Here is a 2,986-nt window from a genome sequence, read left to right on the forward strand (position 1 = left end):
CACTCCCGAAGCCCTGAACACCGGCCCCACCAGCGACATTGCCGCCACCGACGCCCACAATCACGAAACGGACACCAGCTCTCTTACCGCCCTCTGAGGTGCCTTCCATCGCCCGGGGATTGGGGGAGGACAGGCAACTTGCGGAAGTGGCAGCTGAAGCGGGAAGCACCGGTGGGATAGTGCGTGCATGCACGACGGTCGCCGTGAGCTGTTGCTGAAGCTTTATCCGGAACTTGCTGATGTAGGCGGCCTGGCCGGCGCTTTGGCGCGGCATGCCGCGCGGGCGGGACTGCCTGTGAGCCCGTTGGTTCCCATTGAGCTTGGCATTTAACCTGTGCGCCTCGGTTTGGTGCCCTTCTGGTGGTGGCTGGGTCTGCTGTAGCGCTCGCCGGTTTTGACGATGAGTCCGGCGTCGTGGCGGGGTGCGGGTCTGCGGTTCTTCGAGCCGCGGGGCCGCCCTGGACCCGGCCGTGAGGGTTTCGGTGCTCCTGCGGGACGTGCGGTGTTGATGCGCAGGTTTCTGAACCCGCGGCGGACGCGTGCGGGGGTGAGCCGGTTCGGGGCGGCGGGCCGTTCCCAGGGCCGACGCAGGTCCTCGGCGAGCGGGCGGGCGAGGAACAACTGCGCGTAGGCGGCGATGACGATCCAGGTCCAGCGGTCGGCGGATTCGGGGTCGCGGATCTTGGGCGCGGTCCAGCCGAGGGTTTGCTTGAACAGGCGGAACGTGTGCTCGATGTCGAACCTGCGGAGGAAGGACTGCCAGCAGCGGTCCACGTCGGCGTCGGTCGCGTCGGTCTTCGACCACCACAGCCAGACGGGCTTGGGGTCGCCTCCGCTGGGCAGATGGTCGACCTGGAGCCGGATCACCGTCCCGGAAATCATCGGGAGTTCGTCCGCGTAGTCCTCCCAGGCGCATCGGCGGGTCAGCCTGGGGTGGAGCCGGTCCCAGGCGGTCGCGTGCGCGGTGCCGTAGCGGGTGGTCTCGGTGGTCGTCGCAGCCTGCGGCTCGCCCCAGGTGTCGGGTGCCCGAAAACGAACTCGGTGCCGTGCTTGGGCGGCCGGCCGCCCTTGGGGTCGTAGACGCTGGCCGGGGTCGGCCGGCGCATCACCCGGTCCGAGCGCATCCGGCCCAGCACCTCGACGGGCAGGTCGCGCAGCAGAAACGCGATCCGCGGAACGTCGTAGCCGGCGTCCAGAACGACCATGACGTCCAAGTCGCCCGGCTTCCACTGCCCGGTGGCGACGAGCCGTTCGACGACCGCGCGGACCTGAACCGTGGTCGCCGCCGCAACGTCCTCGCCCGGTCCGAGGCGGATCGCGTCCAGCACCACCGTCCACGAACTGCGGCCCGGCTCCAACGCGGCAACGACCGAGTAGGGCCAGCCGGGCACCATCTGATGCTTGCCCTCACCGCGTCCGTAGGTGTGGCAGAAGGACCGCCCCGGGCTGGTGTCCGCGTCCGGCCTCAGCCACGGGCTGACGTCGACCGCGAGGACGATCCGCCCATCGGCGGCGCGCGGCAGCGGCAGCCGCACGAGTGCGTCGCGCAGCCGACCGGTGTCGATCCGACCGTGGTTGACCGCGTCGTAGAGCGCCCCGTGTCCGCGCCGGTGCTCCGGAGCAAGCGAGAGCCCGACCAGCGTCTTGACCGGCCCGTCCGCGCACAGCAGAGCGTCCGCCAGTTCGAACAGGGCGTCCGAGCGCCGGGTCAGACAGGCATGCAACTCGCCTCGGAAGTGTGACAGTTCCGCGAACGCTTCAACGCGTTCCTGCCTGTGCGGCAGACTCGTCCCCACGGCCTTCGCCCCGATCCGTCATGTGCCTCTTGGTCGAAGCACAGGATCGGGCGGAGGCCGCCCACGTCACATGTGATCGCCGAAAGCCCGGACACCCGCGCGGCAGGCTGCTACCGAGGTGTCCCGGTCGCTATCCGACCAGGCGGCGGCGCCAGTCCAGAGGGCTGACGGTGATCGCCCGACCGGGGTCGCGGTCCCACTCGACGGCCAGGCCAGCGGCTTCGAGGGCGGCCGCAACCTCGTCGCCGACGGCTGCGGTGGTCTCAGACGAACCGTCGAAGCCGCCGTAGAGGAGCGTCAACCCGTGGCCTGCCGCCGCCGAGTCCGTGCACTGGGCGTGGAAGTAGACGAAGCCACGAGCGTCGGGCCCGCTTTCGCCGACGATCTCGGAGTCGCCGCAGGTGCGGCAGCAGGTGAAGTGCTCACGGGCGGTGATGCCGGACTCCTGAAGGACGGCAAACGCGTGGGAAAGCCGTTCGGGGTCGGTCTCGCCTTGCCACGCGGCCTGCTCCGCGACGCGCTCCAGCCACATCCGGTCGGCCAACACCGCCCCCTGCTCACGCGAAACGGGCCGGCGGTCTTCCGTGACCAGGTACTCCTCGGCGAGCTCCGCCAGTTCGGCGCGGGACGCGTAACCACCGACCAGCACCTCGCGGACCCGCCTCTCCAACAGCTCGTACTCGCCTTCATCCAGGCCGAGCGGCGGCACCTCACACGAAGGACCCATGTCCACCACCGACCAGGCCAGAGCGGCGCCCCAGCCGGACTCCATGAGGGCCCAGCCCGTCATCGCCGCGATCACGGCTTCGGGACTGTCGACTGTCACCTGGAAGTGCCGGTCGGCCGCGCCGTCGCGGTGCTCCAGCGTGTAGTTCCCGCCAGCCTCGTGCCAGACCTGGGCGAAGACATCCGGCAGGTCGGGTACCCGCTGGACCACCAGGAACCGATCACCGTCACCGCCGATTCGGCGGACCAACTCGGCCAAGTCCTCGGCGGACACACGGACGTGCCGCTCCCCATTTTCCGTCTGCACCACGATCTCGAGCATCCGCAGACTCTGGCACAACCCCCTGACAGCGACGCACCAGCCCCGGAGGGTCGGGTGGCCCGGGGGGATCTCACCCCCGGGCTCCCACAGAACGGAGCGTGACAGTCTCCCGTCACTCCGCTCTTCTCATCGAGTCCAGACG

General features: G+C 69.7%; 1 protein-coding gene and 1 pseudogene. Both read right to left on the reverse strand.

Features of this window, described 5'->3' with window-relative positions:
• Window positions 1-327 precede the first annotated feature (327 nt).
• A pseudogene (locus ACWD12_RS40915) lies at window positions 328-1,796 on the reverse strand (NF041680 family putative transposase).
• Window positions 1,797-1,926: 130 nt separating this feature from the next.
• The gene (locus ACWD12_RS40920) at window positions 1,927-2,844 is read right to left on the reverse strand and encodes a DUF6891 domain-containing protein (RefSeq protein WP_450103939.1); all 918 of its coding nucleotides are present in this window, start codon (window positions 2,842-2,844) and stop codon (window positions 1,927-1,929) included.
• Window positions 2,845-2,986: the final 142 nt, after the last annotated feature.

Source organism: Streptodolium elevatio (genome assembly GCF_053592165.1).

What these genes read in the sequence shown, in the direction of transcription:
- ACWD12_RS40920 (WP_450103939.1), bottom strand. Translation starts at nt 2,844, where the DNA reads ATGCTCGAGATCGTGGTGCAGACGGAAAATGGGGAGCGGCACGTCCGT.